The organism is Bradyrhizobium sp. UFLA05-109 (assembly GCF_054185165.1).
This window is the reverse complement of the sequence record NZ_JBBIAR010000018.1, coordinates 47,915-65,337: the sequence shown is the minus strand read 5'-3', so window position 1 is coordinate 65,337 and position 17,423 is coordinate 47,915. Positions and strand designations below refer to the sequence as shown.

Sequence of the window (17,423 nt, the reverse complement as noted above, 5' to 3'; positions counted from 1 at the left end):
GCGGCCGCCTCTGGCTGCCAGTTCATTCCGGGGAGAGAAGCAATGATAGCGAGCAAAGTCGTACTGAAAGGGTTTTTGGCGTCGGCGAGCGTCCTGCTGCTCGGCACGGCCTGGGCGCGCGCCGATGACGACGCCGCCTATATCGAAAAGGCAAAGACCTTTCTTCAAGACGTGGCAGCTCCCGTGACCAAATGGGACGGGCCGACCACGGGTGCGAAAGCACAGGGCAAGAAGCTGATCGTCATCGTCTCAACCGATCAGCGCAATGGCGGTGCGCAAGGTGCAGGCGACGGCGCGGCGGAGGCTGCCAAAGCGTTGGGCTGGGACGTGCGCCAGCTCGACGGCCAGGGCACCGTGCCCGGACACGCAACCGCGCTGACGCAGGCGATCGCAATGAGGCCCAACGGCATCCTCAACGTCGGCATCGACAGCAAGGAGCAGCAGCCGCTGCTCGAGCAGGCTGCCGCCGCCGGTATCAAGATCATCGGCTGGCATGCCGGGCCGACGCCGGGACCAGTCGAAGGCGTTCCCGCCGTCTTCACCAATGTGACGACTGATCCGACCGAGGTCGCGAAATCCGCAGGGCTCCAGGCTGTCGTGAAGTCAGATGGCCACGCCGGCGTCATCCTGTTCACGGACTCGATCTATGCCATCGCGACCGCCAAGACCAACGCGGAGCGGGCTGCCGTGGAAGGCTGCAAGGGCTGCAAGGTGCTCGAAGTCGTCGACACGCCGATTGCCGATCTCTCCAACCGGATGGGCCAGCTCACAACGTCGCTGCTTTCCAAGTACGGCAAGCAGTGGACCTACTCGATCGCAGTCAACGACCTTTATTACGACTTCTCGGCGCCAGCGCTGCGAGCGGCGGGCGTGGATCCGGCCGAAGGATTCCCGCAGCAGATATCAGCGGGGGACGGTTCAGTTCCCGCGTTCAAGCGCATCCGCGAAAAACAATATCAGAACGCAACCGTGGCTGAGCCGCTGAACCTGCAGGGCTGGATCATGATCGATGAGATCAACCGCGCCTTCGCTGGCGAGAAGCCGAGCGGGTTCGTTCCCCACGTCCATCTCTTCACCGCTGACAATGTCGAGAAAGACGGCGGCAAGGATAACAAGTTCGATCCCGGCAACGGCTATCGCGACGAGTACAAGAAGATCTGGGGCGTGAAGTAGCAGCACAAGGCAAGCAACCATGGAGGCGGTCGCGCTCTTCGCTGCGGCCGCCTTCCTCCCGAACCCTTCGGACGACTTTCTTCCCGTATTGGAATTTGCAGAGGCAGCCGATGAGCAACGATCTTCCCAAACCCGACTACGCCACCGCCAACCTGAAGCTTGTCGGCTACAGCGACCAGGGCGGACGCTGCGATGGCGTGCAGATCATGGTCCACGAGGGCTTTGCCTATGTCGGCCACATCTTCTCCAAGGGCTTTTCCGTCATCGATGTGCGCGATCCCAAGAGCCCGAAGACCGTCAAATACGTCGCCGCTCCGCACAACACCTGGACGCTGCATCTCCAGGCCGCCGAGGACAAGCTCCTCGTGATCCACAACAAGGACATGTTCGCGCAAGCCGAGCTTGCCGACGAAAAGAACTACTACAAGGGCTCCGTCGACCATCACGCCGACGATAAGCAGGACGAGCGCGACTGGTCGGCCGGCATGGCTGTCTACGATCTCTCCACGCCGAGCGATCCCAAGCAGATCGGTTTCATGCCGGTCGACGGCACCGGCCTGCACCGCATCTACTGGACTGGCGGTCGCTGGGCCTATGCCTCCGCGTTGCTGGATGGCTTCACCGATTACATCATGATCGTGATCGATCTGGCCGATCCGACGAAACCGCAGCTCGTGGGGAAATACTGGCTTCCGGGGATGAACAAGGCTTCCGGCGAAGTGCCGAACTGGCCGACCCAAAACGGCCGCTTCGGCCTGCACCATCCGATCGTCCGTGATGATGTCGCCTATTGCAGCTGGCGCGACGCCTGCCTCGCCGTCGTCGACGTCAAGGACAAGTCCAATCCGAAACTCATCACCCACAAGGTATGGGCCCCACCGTTCGGCGGCGGAACGCACAACGCGCTTCCCCTACCCAACCGCAACCTGCTCGTCGTCGTCGACGAGACGGTGCTCGACAATCAGGAAGACGGCTTCAAGCCGATCTGGATCTTCGACAATCAGGTGAAGTCCAATCCGATCAGCATCTCGACATTCCCGGCACCGTCGAACAAGGACTATCTCAAAGTCGGCGGCCATTTCGGCCCGCACAACGTGCACGAAAACCGGCCCGATGCATTCTACAGCGAGGAGGTCATTTTCGCGACCTATCAGAATGCGGGCCTGCGCGTGTACGACATCAAGGATCAGTTTCGCCCGAAAGAGATCGGCGCATTCGTTCCGCCGCCGCCCGCGAAGTGGATGGACCCCCGGCCGAACCGTCCCGTCGTGCTGCACTCGGCCGACGTCTTCGTCGACAAGAACGCGCTCTGTTACGTCACCGATTTCAGTGCCGGCCTTTATATCGTGGAATACAAGGGCTAGCTTTGGACGATAGCAGCCCGCCCGGTCAGCGAGGCGACTTCGGCGTCTTGAGATTGGCGCGCTTCTCCGGCGGCGTGGCGAGCACGCCGTTCAGCGCCTCGGTCGCCTCGAGCACGCCCTTGTAGGCGTCGGTCGCAAAGCGCAGCAACAGCTTCAGCTCCTCGTCGGAATAGCGGCTCCAGACCTTGTGCATCGCCTGCTGCATCGGCACGTAGAGCTTGCCGATCTCGGCGAGATGCTCCGGCACGATGGTGATGAACACCTTGCGACGGTCGTCCTCGTCCCGCTCGCGGCGCACATAGCCCGCCTTCTCGAGCCGGTCGACGACGCCGGTGATGGCCCCCGTCGTCAACCCCGTGACCTCGGCGAGCCGTCCTGCGGTCGCCCGTCCCTCCAGTTGCAGAAAATCCATGCATTCGAGGTCGGAGCCGGAAATTCCGGCAACATTCGCAACGGCCTGGCCGTACAGCACGCCTTGCGCCGAGGAGCGGCGCATCGCCTCCTCGAGTTCCTGCACTAAGCCTGCGCGCGCTTTCCCTCTTGACAAGGCCGTCCTCATATCTTAGCGAATATATATCTTAGCCACTAAGATAATTAGTGGCCGTGATTTTTACTAGCACCGCAGCAGTCCCAGGAGCAAGCCATGTCGTCACGTCCCCGCAAGGCCCTCATCATCGGCGCCGGCGTCGCCGGGCCCGTCGCCGGAATCCTGCTTCGCCGTGCCGGCATCGAGGCGCAGATCTTCGAGGCCTGGCCCTATTCCAGGGGGATCGGCGGCGGCCTTCAGATCGCGCCGAACGGCATGCAGGTGATGGACGAGATCGGGCTCGCCCGCGAAGTGACCAGCCGCGGCTCGATCGCAGATTCCTTCGACTTCTATTCGCAAAGCGGCCAGAAGCTCGGCTCGATCAACCGCGACATGGAGCGGCGCTTCGGCCAGCCTGCGGTGAACATCTGTCGCGCCACGCTGAACGAGATCCTGATCGACAAGGCCTGGTGCTCCTGCGTCTCGCTCTATTTCGAGAAGCGCCTGATCAAGATCGAGGACCGCGGCGACCAGCCGATCATCGCCTATTTTGCCGACGGCACCACCGCGGAAGGCGATTTCCTGATCGGCGCCGACGGCGTGCATTCGGTGGCGCGCCGCCAGGTCGTGCCGGACGGGCCGCAGCCGTTCAACACCGGACTGATCGGTTTTGGCGGCTTCGTGCCGCGCGCCGTGCTGGCCAACTATCCGATCGGCCAGCGCGTCGAGACCACGTTCGGCCAGAGCGGCTTCTTCGGCTACGGCTTCTGCAGCCCGGATCCAAATGACGGCGTGATGTGGTGGAGCACGCAGCCCGCGCACGGCATGGACGCGGCGACGTTCCGAGCGCTGGATCAGGCGACCCTCAAGCAGCATCTGCGCGACTTCCATCGCGGCTGGCACGATCCGATCCCCGCGATCATCGAGGCGGCCGAAAATATCGTGGTCACCGATACGCTCGATGTCGCGACCCTTCCGAACTGGTCGCGCAAGCGCTCGCTGCTGATCGGCGATGCCGCACACGCGACGAGCCCGCATGCCGGCCAGGGCGCCTCGCTCGCGCTGGAAGACGCGCTTCGCCTGGGCCGGCTGATGGCGGAAGGCAAGGAGCTCGGCGCCACCTTCCAGAATTTTGAAGCCGAGCGCCGCCCCCGCGCGGAGAAGATCGTCGCCATCGCCCGCCGCAACGGCAACAGCAAGCGCGAATTCTCAGCCACCGGCGCCTTCATCCGCGATCAGATGCTGAAATGGCTGCTGCCACTCGGCTCCAGGGGGATGGATTTCATGTACGCGTATGATGCGAGAGCGGCGTAAGCGCACGCTGCCGTAGGGTGGGCAAAGCGAAGCGTGCCCACCACTTCCGTTCGAAAATCGCGGAGAGATGGTGGGCACGGCGCTTCGCGCCTTTGCCCACCCTACTATCCGCGGCTAGCCTTCTACCCTGAACGTCAGCCCCGCGTGGGCCTCGAGCCGCTTGATCAGCTTGTGCTGCATCGCTGCGCCAGGCGTCCAGACGCCGCCGGGAACGTCGGGCGTGTCGCGCAGCAGGCAGATCGCGCATTCGGAGATCATCTTCGAGGTCGAGCCGTAGCCGGGATCGCGGTCGCCGGTGACGCCAGCGCGGACCTGGCGGCCATCGGGCGCGATCGCAACATAAAGCAGGTTGAAGAGACCGTTCTCGCGCTCCTCCTTCGACGGGCCCTCGCCCGGCTTCGGCGCATTCGGGCCGGTCTTCTCGGCGTTGGCGGCCATCACACGCTTCGCGTTGGCCTCGCCCTTCTCGCCGGCGCCGGTCAGGACCATCTCGTCGTAGACGAAGTCCTGCCCGTACGGAAAGCCCATCAGCATGTTGGAGCGATGGACGTTGCGCGTGTTGATCAGCGCCATCATGAACGGCGCCGCCCAGGATTGCAGGTCCTCCTCATAGGCCGCCCTGTTGCCCTTCGGTTGCTTCGGTCCGGTGAAGCCGGGCGTCAGCGCGAAGTGATCGTTGAGAATGGCGACAAGGCTGAGGTCCTTGGCGACCGCATCGAAGGTTGCCTTCGCACTTGCCGCGGTGCCGCCTGACAGCGTACCGCGCATGTCGCGCACACGCCCCTTCACGCGCGCAGCCGGCGCACCGAGCACACGCCTGGCCTCTTCCTGCACGAAGAACGTACCGAGTTCGAACGGGACGGAATCATAGCCGCACGAGAACACGATGCGCGCGCCGCTCGTCTTGGCCGCCGCCCCGTACTTGTCGATCATCTGCCGCATCCAGACCGGCTCGCCGCAGAGATCGAAATAATCCGTGCCCGCTGCCACGCAGGCGGCGAGCAGATCTTCACCGTAGAACTGGTACGGACCGACGGTCGTGATCACCGACTTCGTCTGCGCGACCATCGCCTTCAGCGACGCCGGATCAGCCGCATCCGCGACGATCAGCGGCGTGTCGTCAGGCGCGCCGATCGCATCGCGCACGGATTTCAGCTTGTCGAGGCTGCGGCCAGCCATCGCCCATTTCAGCGCCTCGTCGTCCTTGTAATGCGCGGCCAGATATTCGGCGACCAGCTGGCCGGTGAAACCGGTCGCGCCATAGACGACGAGGTCGAATTTCGACGAAGTACTCATGTTGCATCCTCAAGTTGCTTCGTCATTGCGAGGAGCGAAGCGACGAAGCAATCCAGACTGTTTCTGCGGTGACGTCCCGGATTGCTTCGCTTCGCTCGCAATGACGATTTACTTCTTTCCGTAACTCACGCCCATGCCGGCACGGACGTCGCTTTGAATTCCATAAGGCGGGATCGGATAACGCAGGCCGTTTTTCGCCAGCGCCTTCATGCCCGTGATCGCCTTGGCGAGATGCGCTGGGCTAAGCGCCATCAGCATCTCCTCGTCCGGCACGCCGCCATAGCGCCGTTCGGCATAGCATGGCAAGGACAGGCTGGGCTCGCCGGTCTTCAGCGCCCGCCCCCAGGAATCCGCGCAGGCGGTCTCGCCAACCACGCCCCATTCGAACTTCTTGTAGCCGGTATATTGCAGCCCGTTGATCAGGATGATCATCTGCCCCGGCGTGGCGTAGACCAGACAAATGTCGGGCGGATCGAGCCGCCCGCTCGCCAGCGGGCTCACGGCGAGCGCCTTGTACTGACCAAACGGCACCACGTCGAGCGCCTCCTGGCGCTTGCGCGCGTCCTCGGCCGTGCCGTGCCACACGCCGACATAGTTTTCGCCCGCAAGCCATTTTTCATCCTGCGGGGAGAGGCCAATCACCGCGCGGCACTGGCTGCCTACGAGATCGTCGGCGGTGATGCCGACGGTCCAGCCGAGGCGCGAAGCCATGCTGACGATCTGATCGGTGGTGTGAACCGCGTTCGGCCGGCGGATCTTCGGGATCGCCTCCATGTCCTCGGCACGCGCGAACAGCTTCATGCCGATCACCGTCGTCTTCAGCCGCAACAGCGTGTTGAGGTCGGCCACGATGCCGGCGAGATCGATCGGTTCAGCGCGCTCTTGCTGCATGACGTCCTCCCGGGGCGACGATTTTTGTGTCCCCGTTCTAGTCCTTGGCGGGCCCGGGAAGCAACTCGCCGGTGCGGCCCATCAGGCGGTAGGCGACGAGCCCGATCCATTCGCGTACGGCGATGTCGGTTCGGACGAGCCCATCGGTACCCATATTGGTGAAGGTGAAGAGGTCCTCGCGCCCACCCATTCGCCAATCCACGGGATAGGCCTCGACGTCAAAACCGGCCTTGCGGAAAATCCCGACCGAGCGCGGCATGTGGAACGCCGAGGTTACGAGAAGCCAGCGCTCCCCTCGTTTCGGCGCGACCAGCTCTTTCGTGAACATCGCGTTCTCATAGGTGTTGCGCGAGTTGCGTTCCACGATCAGGCGTTCCTTGGCGATGCCGAGATTTTCCAGGATCGGCGCGGAGTAGTCGGCCTCCTTGGCTTCGGTGGAGATCAGATTGGCATTCCCGCCGGTGAAGACGATGCGCGCATTCGGGTAGCGCCGTGCGAGCGCGGCCGGCGCCAGCATGCGATCGGCGGCATGGGCGACGACCGGCGTCTGATGCGCCGACGACAGGTCGGTGTCGACGGAGCCGCCGAGCACGATGATGCCGTCGGGCGCGCCGCGCGAGGCATCCCACTGCGGAAAGCGCGACTCGAGGGGATAGAGCAGGAGCTTGCCGAGCGGCGAGAACGCCGCGAGCGCCAGCAGGACCAGCACGGCCACCGCAAGCCTGCGGCCGGCTCGCGCAAAGCGCGTCGTCATCAGAACGAGCGCGAGAATGCCGAGCTCGACCAGGACGTTGATCGGCAACAGCGCGACGCCGAGCGTCTTGGACAGGACGAATAACAGGGGAGCCTCGCTTTGGGATCATCGGGCCTATCGATGCGCGGACCTTGACGGGCCGATCCATCTTCAGAAATCTTCTTGAAAGAGGATGGATTGCCGGGTCAAGCCCGGCAGTGACGAGTCCTGATGAAAACAACCGCAAACAACCGGACCAGACCCATGACCCGTCACCACCTGCAATCCAGCCCCGAAACCTGCCATTGGGGCTTCTTCGAGGCGAAGCTGAAGCCGGTCCTCACCATCGAGAGCGGCGACGAGGTGACGGTCGACACCATCAGCGGTGGGCCGGACGTAGTGCCCGACCGCAACCAGTTTCATATTCCGCCGGAGCTGTTCGAGGTTCATGCCAGGAGCGAGCGCATGCTGCCCGGCCACATCCTCACCGGCCCGATCGCGGTGAACGGCGCCGAGCCCGGCGATGTGCTCGAGGTCGAGATCCTCGACGTCACGCCGCGGCAGGATTGGGGCTGGAATCTGATCAAACCGCTCTCGGGCACCCTGCCCGACGATTTCCATGAGACGCGCATCCTCAACATTCCGCTCGATCTGACGCGGATGGTCGGCCGCATGCCCTGGGGCCTCGACCTGCCGCTCAAGCCGTTCTTCGGCGTGATGGGCGTCGCGCCGCCGCCCGCCTGGGGCCGCATCTCCTCGCTGATCCCGCGCGCGATGGGCGGCAATCTCGACAACAAGGAGCTCGGTGCGGGCGCCACGCTCTATTTGCCGGTGTTCGTGCCGGGCGCGCTGTTCTCTTGTGGCGACGGCCATGGCGTGCAGGGCGATGGCGAGGTCTGCGTCACCGCGATCGAGACCGCGCTGCAAGGCCGCTTCCGCCTCACGCTGCGCAAGGACATGAAATTCGCCTACCCGCGCGCCGAGACCGCCTCGCACTACATGACCATGGCGATGGACCCGGACCTCGACCAATGCGTGGTGCGCGCGCTGCGCGACATGATCGCGCTCCTGGGCGAGAAGCGAAACCTGTCGCGCGAGGACGCCTATACGCTGTGCAGCCTGGCTGCGGATCTGCGGGTGACGCAGACCGTCAACGGCTCAAAAGGCATCCATTGCGTGATCGAGAAGTCGCTCGTGCACGGCTAGCTCACGCCGCCTTTCCTCCCTCGCAGCCCGACCTCCGTCGCCGGTGAAAACCGCGCGGCGCGCCGGCGCTCGGAATTTCTCCAGCAATTCCAATAGCCTCGGACACCGACTCGATCCGGATTTGACTCCTCCTCGTTTCTAAATAGAGTCTTAATCGTTACTTTTATGTACCCGAGTAAGAGGCTAGCGTTTGCGTCATGGCCACCGAAAAAGCCGAGACTGACCGCATTCCCGTAACCTTGGCGCTCTCGACCATCACGTATCTCGAAAAACTGGTGAGACAGGGCACCCACGGCACCAGCGTTCCCGGCGTCGCACGGACCTTGATCGAAGAAGGCATCCGTCTCGCCATCAAGGACGGACTTTTGTCGATTCGCGACAATGGCAGGACGTGAGGAACGGGAGCGCAACGCGGACGATTTCGGACGGGGTGGTCGATTTGCAACCTGGGACCATCACAACATGCCTGCTGCTTCACCGACCTCGCCAACGTCCGCTGCAACCTGGACCGTTGAGCGCATCGAACTACTGAAAAGCCATTTTCACGCCGGCCTGTCCTGCCGCGAAATCGCCGCTGATATCGGCGTCAGCCGCAATGCCGTCATCGGCAAGCTCAGCCGCCTTAACCTGACGCGGGGTCCCAAGCGGGAGGAGCGGAGCGCGGAAAAAAGCACCGCGCGGGCCCTGCGGACCCTTCGCAGGCTGCAATATGAGATGCTCAACACGATCCATAGCGAGGACGAGACGCCGCTCGCGCATGCACCCATCGACGAGGCCAACCGCTGCTCGCTGCTCGAATTGTCGGAGAACCGCTGCCGCTGGCCGATCTCGACACCGGGCGCGGATGACTTCTGCTTCTGCGGCAACGCCTCGCCCGACGGCCAGTCCTACTGCACGGGCCATGCGCGCCTCGCCTACCGGCCGAACGGACGCGCACGTCTCATGCGCGACTGACTGCGCTCGCAGCCACCGCAAAAATAAAAACCTCCGGCAGGGCACTGCCGGAGGTCTTGGAGGCCTAGCATGAAGCCAGGAGCCGTCAGTTCAACTTGTCGGCTGAGTGAGAATATAGCTGAGTAAATCAGCTAAGTAAATAAATTTGAGTGCGAAAGAATTGCATGGCACTCCTTCGCGTTTCGCGTAAGGCCTGCTCTGCCAAGGCAGGCCACCAACAAAGCAGCCAAGAAAACGAAGAAGAAAAACGAAGAAAGAAAAACGAAGAAGAAAAATGGAAAAGAAAACCGACCAAGAAAAAACCCCGGCGGTTTCCCGCCGGGGTTCTCTGACCGGTCGAAAGATCGATCTTAGAAGTTGCGCTGGGCGCGGAGGAGCATGCTGACCGAGTTCTGGTCCTTCAGCTCATACACGGCTGCCGGCTTGGCAGCGGAAGCAATGCCCGGGCTGTTGATGGCGCCGGAATACTTCTGGTCCAGATGCGTCCAGTTCACGTCAGCAGTGAACGCCAGGTTCTTGACCGGGGTCCACACGGTGTTGACACCGATGACCGCGAAGTTGAAGTCCGGATTACAGGTCGAACCGGCCACGGCGATCGCTGCGAAGTTGGTGCAGATCAGCGCCTTGCCCGTGTCGCCGTACCTCAACTGAGCATAGCCACCATAGATGGCGCTCGCCCAGTTCGGATTCCAGTTGTGGGTGTAGCCACCACGGAAGCCCCATGTCTTGACGGTGTCGATGCCGGTGCCGGTGCCGAAGACGCCGTCAGCAATGCCAGCGAAACCAGTGCTCTGGTAGGCGCCGGCGAGGCCGGTGCCGCTGAACATGAAGAAGCTCTGCGGGAACAGGCTCTGGAAGTTGTAGCGGCTTGCACCATCCGTGTAGACGGCCTGCAGGTTGATGTTGTCGCCAGGTCCGGTCGGGATGTTCTTGATCGACAACGAACCCTGAACCGCCCAGCCCCACTTGTCACCGGGGTGACCCGTGAGTTCGGTGCTGCCATAGTAAGCGGAATGGATGTCATGCGCGGCAACCGAGATCTGGGCCAGACCCCAGGCCTGGTCGACGCGGATCGCACCGACGATGTCGGGGGAACGCGTGCCACCCCAATCGTTGGCACCGTAGACGCCCGTCACGAACTGAGCCGCCGTACCCGACGACACGTTCCAGAGGTTCGACTGGCCGTTTGTCGCCGTCGTCATATCCTGCAAGGCCACCGAAGCGGTGATGCCCTGGCCGAAGTCAGCCGTATAGGCAACCTGGTTGATGCCGTTGACGTTGTTGCTGCCGCCCGGAATGGTGTCGGGACCGCCAGCCGGATAGCTCTGCCACGGAGCGTCGAAGATCGAGACCGTGCGGCCGAAGGTGAAGCCGGCGAACTGGATGAACGCATGGTAGAGGCCAAGCGAGGCGCTACCATCCGAGGACCCTTGCGCCGACCCGTTGCTGCCGGTCAAGGAGTTGCTCGTCCAGGTGAAGACCATGTCCGCGTACGTGCGCACAACGCCGTACTCGGTCGCCGTGCGGGTATCGACGGTGAAGTCCATACGGGCGCGGCTGTACCAGTAGTTGGTCAGACGATTGTTCGAGCCCTGGTTCGCGCCCGACTGGAAGGAATAGTCGCCGGCGCCAACCGTCGTGTCGGCACGCAGGTAACCGCCGAACTTGATGCAGGTGTCAGTGCCCGGCATGTAGTAGAATCCGGCTCCGTACAGGGAGCAGACCTTCACGTATTCGACCGCCTTGGCCTTCACGGGGAGATCGGCTGCCTGTGCTCCGCCAACGGCGATCAGACCCGCCGCTGAACCGAGCAAAAGGCTCTTCACCAATTTCATATTTAACCTCCAAGTTGCTCATTCATGGCGAGGCGGGCCATCAGCCCCCAGATCCCCGCCTTTTGAAAACCGCTCGGCCGCTTCACGCCTTCGGACGCGCGCGCCTTGGCGCGGGCAACCTGAGCGAACCACCTGCAACGGGACGGCCGAAGAATCCCCTGAACCGTCGGTGGCGAATATGCATGCGCGACTTCGCTAATCAAAATAGTTTATTAGATCAGTTATCTGATTACACTGATGCTGTGACCCGGGCGCAACACCGACTGCAGCCGCCGCAAAGGCTGACCGGGTCATCTGTGTAATATGCGTGACATAATTACCTTGCTCTGCACTTGCGTCAGGGCAGACTTGCGGTCAACAATGGGCGGGCCATGGCGCCGGTGACAAGAATCAAACCAGGGAGGGAAGCCGTGTCCGCGACGAGAAAGGACGGGGCGCGTCATCGCGCTGTCGGACATCTGGACATCATCAAGTGCTTCACGTGGGAGATCTCCTCGATCAACAACTATCTGGAGGAGCTGCGCCAGTTCTGGGCCCGCACGCTCGGCATCTCCGGTCCGCAATGGATGATCCTGATGGCGATCTCCGACCTCGACAAGGACGACGGCGTTCCCGTCAACGTGGTGTCCAAGCTGCTCCACGTCGATCCGTCCTTCATCACCACCCAGTCGAAGCTCTTGGAAAAGAAGGGCCTGCTGCGCCGCAAGCCCTCGCCGACCGACGCACGCGTCGTCAGGCTGTCGCTCACCGACAAGACGCAGAAGCACCTCGCAAGCCTCGCCGAGCAGTACAAGGCGATTCGGGAATACGTGTTCGAGGATTTCGACCAGGACGAGCTGACCGCGTTCACCGAGAAGCTCGCCACCCTCAAGAATCGCCTCGAGAAGGCCTGCCTAAGGGTCACGCTGGATTTCTGAGGCTCTATTTAAAGCGATTCCTCATCAGGCCGGCAGTGCACCGAGCCGCGACGCCAGCCAGTCGAAGATGTACTCGTTGGCAAGGCTCGGGTTGTCGGCATGCGATTGCGCCGCGGCGGTCTCCTCGGCGGTGAACACCCGAAGCGTCACGTCCGACCGCGTGGAGCGTACCTGCTGAACCATCTGCTGCGCGCGGTCCGGCTTCAGCCAGCCGTCGTCGCCGAGCGTGATCAGCACCGGACAATCGATGTCACGGGCGATCAGGGTGGCCTCAGGTCCGGGGACGAGACCGGCATCGCGCTGCATGATGCGGTTGGCGAGGAAGGTGCGCTCATGCAGATCCCACAGCCCGCCGTCACATACGGCTGCCGCGAGCCGGGGCTCGTGCACGATCGCCCGGGCCACGAATGAGGAGCCCCAGCCGTCCGCCAGGATCGCCACGCGGCCGGAGTCGACGTCGGCGCGCGAGGCCAGATAGTCCATGATCGCGGTGATCGACGTCTCCAGATCGCGCCGGCGCAAAATCCTGTCGAGGTCATCGTCGCTGCGCTCGCCCAGAAGATCGATCGCCAGCATCGACAGGCCCCGCTCGCGCGCGAACGGCGCGAGCTTGATCAGGAATTCCTCCTTGCGATGCCCAGGCTCGCCGATGCAGACCACCGTCGCTGCCGGCCGGCCAGCCGAACGCGCCGGCAGGAAGTAGCCCTGCAGCGAATGACCGTTCAGCCATGGCAGCGTGACGACCTCGCCTGCGGGACTGCTCACCTTGAGGAAGCTGCGCGCGCAGCCCTGCATTGCCAGGACCGCCTCGGTGCGCCGCGGGTCCGCAGGCTCGAGCGGAAGTGCGGCTGCATTGCAGTAGCTGATGGCGCGAAGCCAGTTGCGCTGGGCGGTGGCGAGATGGCCGCCGGCGAACGCCGCGTCGCCGCGCTCGCGATTGATCTGCGCAAGCGCCAGCCATTCGCGGTGCCAGGAGAGTTCGTCGCCGCGCCTGATCCGTCGCGCGATCAGGAGGCACTCGGCGATCGTCGCCCCGCCCTCCTGGGCGGCCGCGAGCAATCGCATGAATTCGGCGGACAGTTCCTCCCGCTCCGGCCAGAAAGCCCAATCGTCGGGAAGGCAGGCGGGGATCATGCGAAACGAAGCTTCATTTGCTATCTTCAACAATTGATCGAATAACTTATTTCGATCCAGCTACCAAGCTACCGGCGGCCGAAACGACGCCGCAATGGCATGCCTGGCGATCAAGATCGCTTGAGTAAGCGCGTGATAATGCGTGGGTGACTTTGCGTGCTTCGCGATCGGCAACCGCCGCAGCAAAAGTTCTGCGTCAACTTGCCGCGACCCTGGTCGCTTGGCCCGCAAGCGAGTCGCGACGCTGCCGGAGACCGAGCGATTTGCAGCCAAGCGCAATCCGGCGTCATCGCCTCAGCGCGCGCACAACCCCGGATGCGCGTCGCTCGACTGGCCAGCCGTAATCAACATCAATCCCCCGTAGCCCGGATGGAGCGAAGCGAAATCCGGGGTTGCCACGCGCGCTCCCATTCCCGGATTACGCTTCGCTCCATCCGGGCTACGAGCCGCTCGTAGGGTGGGCAAAGGCGCGCCCTTCGCGCGCCGTGCCACCACCTATCCATGCATCGGGGCGCCAAGGTGGGCACGCTTCCGCCTTCGCTCTTCGAGCTACGGCGGACAAGTCGCTTTGCCCACCCTACGATCTACCCATACTTCAGGTCTGACGCAGCAGCCCCCTCACCCCAGCCGCCAGCCGGCCTCCTGGGCAAAGCCCTCGTAGAAGGCCCTCTCATAAGCCTCTTCCGGCGTCGCGCGCACGCGCTGATCGAGGCGCACGGCGTCCTCACCGACCAGGATGCGCCACCTCTCGGCCTTGACGCCGTCGAGGATGATCTTCGCGGCCTGTGCGGCGGTCGTCGGCGCATCCTCGCGAAAGCTGCGGGCGCGCTCGGCAAACGCGGCCTGGACGTCCTCGTCCGACATCTTGTCGGCATCGGGCACGCCGGCCGCGACCATGCGCTTGCGGGTCAGCGCGACCTCGTCGGCATTGAGGCGCTCGGAGCCGTCCCCGCTCTGCACCTTGCGTGAGTTGGAAACGATCGAGGTGCCGATGTGACCGGGCATCACGACCGAGCATTTGACGTGCGGCGCGTGCAGGCGGAGATCGTTGATCAGCGCCTCGGTAAACCCCTTCACCGCGAATTTTGCCGAGCTGTAGGCGGTGTGCGCCTGCCCCATGCCGATCGAGGCCCAGAAGCCGTTGACGCTCGCGGTGTTGATGATGTGCGCCTCGTCGGCCGCAACCAGCATCGGCAGGAAGGTGCGCACGCCGAGATAAACCCCGCCCCAGCAGATGTTGAAGGTGCGCTCCCACTGCTCGCGCGTATTGGTGAACAGGCTGCCGCCGCCGCCGATGCCGGCATTGTTGAACAGCAGATGGATCCGGTCTGTCTTCTGCTGCTCGGCGAGCTCGTCGCGAAACCGCTTGAGATGATCCTCGATCGCGACGTCGGCGACGTGGGTGGTGACGCGCAGGCCCTGCGGCAGCTTCTCGGCCTCGCACAGCCGCTTGGTCTCGGCCATCTCGGCTTCCGAGACATCGCACATCGCGACGTTGCAGCCCTCGGCCACGAGCTGGCGCGCCAGCTCGCGTCCCATCCCCGTTCCTCCGCCGGTGATGACGGCGATCTTTCCGGAAAAGTCCTTCATGGGCTCGGCCCCCCTCGTTATTGGTCTGGTTGTTGGTCTTGTTGGCCTTCACGGGCAATGCATGGGGCCGCTGCAAAGTGTAGCAGCGCCGCGCCTGCGGTAAAGCAGGCCGGGCGCTACGTCACGACGACGGCGAATTTCGGCGGACGATTATTCCGCCGCCCGGACATCGGCGCGCGGCCAAGTTTGCACGACCACGCAAGTCTTCACGACCACGATTGTCGGCTTTCACCGCGTTCAAACCAACCGGCTGCACAGCGACGAAGCGGGTGAGCGGCGACGTAGCCTATAAGATGGTTCATAGCAGCCCCTTCCCCGTATTTGTCCGGCTTCGGATTGAGGGGAATCTTTTTACAATCCGAATCGTCACATGGGGCGAAAGCTGGGGGTTAAGTCTTCAAGCCATCGTGTCGCGATCGACACACGGCGTGGCACTCCACTTGCATCTCCTCATGGCGAGTAACAACCAGAGAGGTGAAATGCATGTTTATTACCGTCGTGGCCGTGCTCTGCCGGCTTGGCGCAGCAGCCTCAGGCGGTTGCGTCGAGGAAATCGTCACCGACAGCAATATGACGCCTGAAATCTCGCTCATGCAGTGTGCGGTCGGCGCGCAGGCCGAACTCGCAAAATGGATGGGCGAGCACCCGATCTACCACGTCAACTGGCGCATCGAACGCTACAAGTGTGTGCCAGGTCACTACGAGATCAAGGGCCACGCCTAAGGCCCACCCCGAAAATGGGGAGGAAACGCCCGGAGGACCGGCTTCTGCCGATCTCTCGTCAAACGTTCTGAATGGTCGGAGCGGGAGGATCTCAACCTCCGCCCCCTTGTCTGCCAAAGCGAAGACAAGCATTTGATTGTTTCGGAAATTAAACTGTTATCCGGCGATTGAAATCTCACGCGTTCTGGTACGGTTGCAAGTTACATCATGCGACCGGCGAAAGCAGAACACCGATCGAAGCCGATCTAAACCTTGCTCCAATGGTGCTGGAGGTGCCTGCGCGCGCCACGCGGTTCCATGGCGGATAGCCCGCCACCGGTCCGACCGTCATTCATGAGGTGACGGACCACCGCTTGGCAGGCCAATGCCGACGGTCGTCCGTTGGGGAAACTGGCCGCCCGAGAACGACCTGCGATGAGTGGTGTGACTGAGATGCAACTCGCACGGTGTTCCCTTAGGGAACGTCGGGTACCGAACCGTTGGTAGGTCGCGTCGCGATTAGGATACCTGGACCGGGGCTGAGATCAGCCGCTTGATATTGGACTCGGTGGCCGCCCGGTATATTGCGGGCGGCCCTTTCCATTCCTGACGCCACGATTTGGGTTCTGCGATGAACCGCAATCGATATTTCGAAGGGCCACGTTGCACCGTGTGCGACCAGCCGCGCACATTCGTCCGCAGCGAACCAGCCGCCGGACGATACGAAATTCGATCGTATGAATGTCCGGCCTGCAAGAGCGTGCTGCGGATCGTCGAGCGCTCCGAACCGAGCATGTTTCCGCACTGATCAGGAACCTCGTCGATGAAAGCGACTTGGTTAGACGCTTTTTCGAATGGGCTTACCGATGTCGATCGATTCTTTCAGATCCACAACGCCGTTGTTTCTTCCCGAAGGATTTTTCGTCGGGCGGCTCGAAGGCTGGGCAGGAAGGCGGAGGAGCATATGGTCCCTTCTCCCTCCCCGACCGTGGTCGAGGGCAGTCGGGCGTCCAGCACTGTCACCGCAATTCCGTGTCGGCGGAGTTATTTCGACGAGATGAGTTTGGCGGCGCGAAGTCCGTCACTTCGAGGCTTGGTCGATCTTGTGTCCCAAATGCCCGGTGTCGTGGTCACGACGCAACTGGCTCAGCGACGTCTCGTTCAACTGAAGCAGGACCTCGCTGAGCTGGGTCGCATCCGGATAACCGGCCGCAAAACCCTTGCCGTAGATCTTGCGTAACGTACCGACCAGCGTGTTGCCGTGCTTCTTGCTGATCGCGCCATCCTTGTCCCGATGGCGACCGTCCAGGCCCGGTTCCTTCATGTGTCTCTCCCTGCGGTGCGTCTAATGCGCCGGGACAGCGTGCGCCCAATGGAGTTGATTGGCAACGGCATGACGCGAGGGAGTTGAGGCAGGCGGGTGGCTAAGCGGCCTGTTCCTCAAGCGAGGTGTATACCCGGCCATCTGGATCAACAATCTGAACGTCCCAGCACCCATCCTCGACAAGCTCTTTGGCTTTCTTGAGAGCGGCGGTGAGTGACAGCCGCTTGAGGCTGACGATGCCTGCCGTGTCGAAACCGCTGATTTCAAACATGCCGCTCCTCCCGTTTTGCCGAATCCTACACTTTTGGCGTGAGCTGTCTGCAACTTTTGTCGCGCTTCGAAGCAGGCTGCCCCAATCCTCAGGGGAGCACAACACCTTGCTTCGGCGGGAACCGGGACACGCCGGCAATTCGATCGCACTGCCCCGTAATCGGCCGGGGGGCTGGGCATGCCAGGCGGCCACG

The 17,423-nt window shown here is 62.8% G+C and carries 18 protein-coding genes; 9 read left to right on the top strand and 9 right to left on the bottom strand.

Going from position 1 to position 17,423, the window contains the following annotated elements:
* The first annotated feature begins 45 nt into the window (after positions 1–45).
* Positions 46–1,173, top strand: a complete 1,128-nt coding sequence (locus Q3C01_RS15370) for a substrate-binding domain-containing protein (RefSeq protein ID WP_458146231.1) — start codon at positions 46–48, stop codon at positions 1,171–1,173.
* A 110-nt stretch (positions 1,174–1,283) separates the two neighbouring features.
* The gene (locus Q3C01_RS15365) at positions 1,284–2,537 is read left to right on the top strand and encodes an LVIVD repeat-containing protein (RefSeq protein WP_458146163.1); all 1,254 of its coding nucleotides are present in this window, start codon (positions 1,284–1,286) and stop codon (positions 2,535–2,537) included.
* Between the two features lie 25 nt (positions 2,538–2,562).
* Here Q3C01_RS15365 and Q3C01_RS15360 read toward each other — a convergent pair whose 3' ends face one another.
* On the bottom strand, positions 2,563–3,033 hold the full coding sequence (locus Q3C01_RS15360; protein WP_458146230.1) for a MarR family winged helix-turn-helix transcriptional regulator: 471 nt from the start codon (positions 3,031–3,033) through the stop codon (positions 2,563–2,565).
* Between the two features lie 147 nt (positions 3,034–3,180).
* Between Q3C01_RS15360 and Q3C01_RS15355 the strand changes: the two genes are divergently transcribed.
* Positions 3,181–4,377: an FAD-dependent monooxygenase gene (locus tag Q3C01_RS15355; RefSeq protein ID WP_458146162.1), complete on the top strand. Its 1,197-nt coding sequence runs from the start codon at positions 3,181–3,183 to the stop codon at positions 4,375–4,377.
* Positions 4,378–4,491: 114 nt separating this feature from the next.
* Here the strand turns inward: Q3C01_RS15355 and Q3C01_RS15350 are convergent, their stop codons facing one another.
* From Q3C01_RS15350 to Q3C01_RS15340, 3 genes are all read right to left on the bottom strand, one after another.
* Positions 4,492–5,673, bottom strand: coding sequence for a saccharopine dehydrogenase family protein (locus tag Q3C01_RS15350; protein WP_458146161.1), 1,182 nt, complete (start codon positions 5,671–5,673; stop codon positions 4,492–4,494).
* A 108-nt stretch (positions 5,674–5,781) separates the two neighbouring features.
* A complete protein-coding gene (locus Q3C01_RS15345) occupies positions 5,782–6,564 on the bottom strand; it encodes a DUF169 domain-containing protein (RefSeq protein ID WP_458146160.1) in 783 nt (260 codons plus the stop codon).
* 37 nt (positions 6,565–6,601) lie between these two features.
* Complete coding sequence (locus Q3C01_RS15340) at positions 6,602–7,369, bottom strand: YdcF family protein (protein WP_458146229.1); 768 nt, start codon at positions 7,367–7,369, stop codon at positions 6,602–6,604.
* Between the two features lie 192 nt (positions 7,370–7,561).
* Between Q3C01_RS15340 and Q3C01_RS15335 the strand changes: the two genes are divergently transcribed.
* The 4 genes from Q3C01_RS15335 to Q3C01_RS15320 all read left to right on the top strand — a co-directional run bounded on the left by Q3C01_RS15335 (position 7,562) and on the right by Q3C01_RS15320 (position 9,789).
* Positions 7,562–8,503 carry an acetamidase/formamidase family protein gene (locus Q3C01_RS15335; protein WP_458146159.1) on the top strand — a complete coding sequence of 314 codons (942 nt, stop codon included), beginning with the start codon at positions 7,562–7,564 and terminating at the stop codon, positions 8,501–8,503.
* Positions 8,504–8,700: 197 nt separating this feature from the next.
* Positions 8,701–8,898 carry a hypothetical protein gene (locus Q3C01_RS15330; RefSeq protein ID WP_007603456.1) on the top strand — a complete coding sequence of 66 codons (198 nt, stop codon included), beginning with the start codon at positions 8,701–8,703 and terminating at the stop codon, positions 8,896–8,898.
* Between the two features lie 67 nt (positions 8,899–8,965).
* The gene (locus tag Q3C01_RS15325) at positions 8,966–9,457 is read left to right on the top strand and encodes a GcrA family cell cycle regulator (RefSeq protein ID WP_458146158.1); all 492 of its coding nucleotides are present in this window, start codon (positions 8,966–8,968) and stop codon (positions 9,455–9,457) included.
* Between the two features lie 164 nt (positions 9,458–9,621).
* The gene (locus Q3C01_RS15320; RefSeq protein WP_458146157.1) at positions 9,622–9,789 is read left to right on the top strand and encodes a hypothetical protein; all 168 of its coding nucleotides are present in this window, start codon (positions 9,622–9,624) and stop codon (positions 9,787–9,789) included.
* An 18-nt stretch (positions 9,790–9,807) separates the two neighbouring features.
* Here the strand turns inward: Q3C01_RS15320 and Q3C01_RS15315 are convergent, their stop codons facing one another.
* Complete coding sequence (locus tag Q3C01_RS15315) at positions 9,808–11,292, bottom strand: porin (protein WP_458146156.1); 1,485 nt, start codon at positions 11,290–11,292, stop codon at positions 9,808–9,810.
* 410 nt (positions 11,293–11,702) lie between these two features.
* Between Q3C01_RS15315 and Q3C01_RS15310 the strand changes: the two genes are divergently transcribed.
* The gene (locus Q3C01_RS15310; RefSeq protein ID WP_458146155.1) at positions 11,703–12,209 is read left to right on the top strand and encodes a MarR family winged helix-turn-helix transcriptional regulator; all 507 of its coding nucleotides are present in this window, start codon (positions 11,703–11,705) and stop codon (positions 12,207–12,209) included.
* Between the two features lie 24 nt (positions 12,210–12,233).
* Here the strand turns inward: Q3C01_RS15310 and Q3C01_RS15305 are convergent, their stop codons facing one another.
* Complete coding sequence (locus tag Q3C01_RS15305; protein WP_458146228.1) at positions 12,234–13,343, bottom strand: alpha/beta hydrolase family protein; 1,110 nt, start codon at positions 13,341–13,343, stop codon at positions 12,234–12,236.
* Between the two features lie 618 nt (positions 13,344–13,961).
* The gene (locus tag Q3C01_RS15300; protein WP_458146154.1) at positions 13,962–14,933 is read right to left on the bottom strand and encodes an SDR family NAD(P)-dependent oxidoreductase; all 972 of its coding nucleotides are present in this window, start codon (positions 14,931–14,933) and stop codon (positions 13,962–13,964) included.
* Positions 14,934–15,416: 483 nt separating this feature from the next.
* On the opposite strand from Q3C01_RS15300, the gene Q3C01_RS15295 reads away from it, so the two are divergent.
* A complete protein-coding gene (locus tag Q3C01_RS15295) occupies positions 15,417–15,656 on the top strand; it encodes a hypothetical protein (protein ID WP_449380665.1) in 240 nt (79 codons plus the stop codon).
* A 1,060-nt stretch (positions 15,657–16,716) separates the two neighbouring features.
* On the opposite strand, the gene Q3C01_RS15290 is transcribed toward Q3C01_RS15295, so the two are convergent.
* Together Q3C01_RS15290 and Q3C01_RS15285 are read right to left on the bottom strand one after the other, a co-directional pair.
* Entirely contained in the window at positions 16,717–16,959 is a 243-nt protein-coding gene (locus tag Q3C01_RS15290; protein ID WP_458146153.1) for a hypothetical protein, read from the bottom strand.
* Between the two features lie 100 nt (positions 16,960–17,059).
* On the bottom strand, positions 17,060–17,230 hold the full coding sequence (locus Q3C01_RS15285) for a hypothetical protein (protein ID WP_254095647.1): 171 nt from the start codon (positions 17,228–17,230) through the stop codon (positions 17,060–17,062).
* Between the last annotated feature and the right edge of the window lie 193 nt (positions 17,231–17,423).